The 884-nt window shown below is 58.0% G+C and carries 1 protein-coding gene; it reads right to left on the bottom strand.

The features are described from left to right. Positions 1–782 (bottom strand): IS110 family transposase (locus PUZ33_RS25120; protein WP_252107909.1); only part of this gene is annotated, 782 nt, incomplete at its 3' end. Positions 783–884 lie beyond the last annotated feature (102 nt).

Genomic DNA, 884 nt, shown 5'->3' with positions numbered 1-884 from the left:
CTGCGAAGCGAGACATGTCCTGCCTTACTCATCCTGCTTGCCCTGTTTATGCTGCTTCCGGATTCATGCTGACGCGGTGTCAGCCCCGCGAACGCCGCGAACTGCCTCGCCTGACCGAACCTGTCCTTCAGCCCCACATACGCCAGCAGCACGGCGGACGTCTTTTCACCTATACCCGGTATGCTGTCCAGCAGTTTTCGCCGGTGCTTCATATCCGGGTCATCATCCGTCAGGTCCTTTATCTGTTTCTCCAGTCGCTTCAGCTCCGCTTCCAGCCACAGAAGGTGCGCATCGATGCTCGGCATCTGCACTTCCCGTGCCGTCTCCCGGCGGTTCAGCTCCTGCGTGTGCATGTCCGTCAGGGACTGATGCCGCAGTACCAGCGCCCGTAACGCGCGCTCCAGCGGATGCGGTGCCTCCCAGGCTGCCGGGCGCTTCTGCCGGCAGAACTCTGCCAGCATACGGGCATCCACAGCATCGGTTTTACTGCGCAGACCTTCGCTCTGCGCAAAGGCTTTACCCAGCGCAGGATTGATGATGGAGACGGTGAAACCGGCATCACTGAGGCAGGCCGCGGCGTCTTCCATATAGGTGCTGGTCGCCTCCATGCAGATATGGGCTGGTGCCACGCCGTGATTATGAAGCCAGCTGAGCAGCTCATTGTGACCTTTAGGGGTGTTAGCAAACTTTTTGCTGCGGTGACGGCCATCAGGTCGCAGCACATCGACATCCAGCTTAGCTTTGGAGACATCGATACCAATAAAGTGAAGTTCCTGTTCCATAGTGAAACCAACCTTGTGAATGCGGGTTACCGGGAAAACCGGTCCATGATACTGTCCGGTTTGTCACTTGTGGAGAAGGGGCAGTCCACTGCAGGGATCTAC

Source organism: Enterobacter cloacae complex sp. 2022EL-00981 (assembly GCF_028737495.1).
Taxonomy (GTDB): domain Bacteria; phylum Pseudomonadota; class Gammaproteobacteria; order Enterobacterales; family Enterobacteriaceae; genus Enterobacter; species Enterobacter cloacae.
The sequence above is the reverse complement of the archived record's forward strand: the minus strand, read 5'-3'. Positions and strand labels throughout refer to the sequence as shown.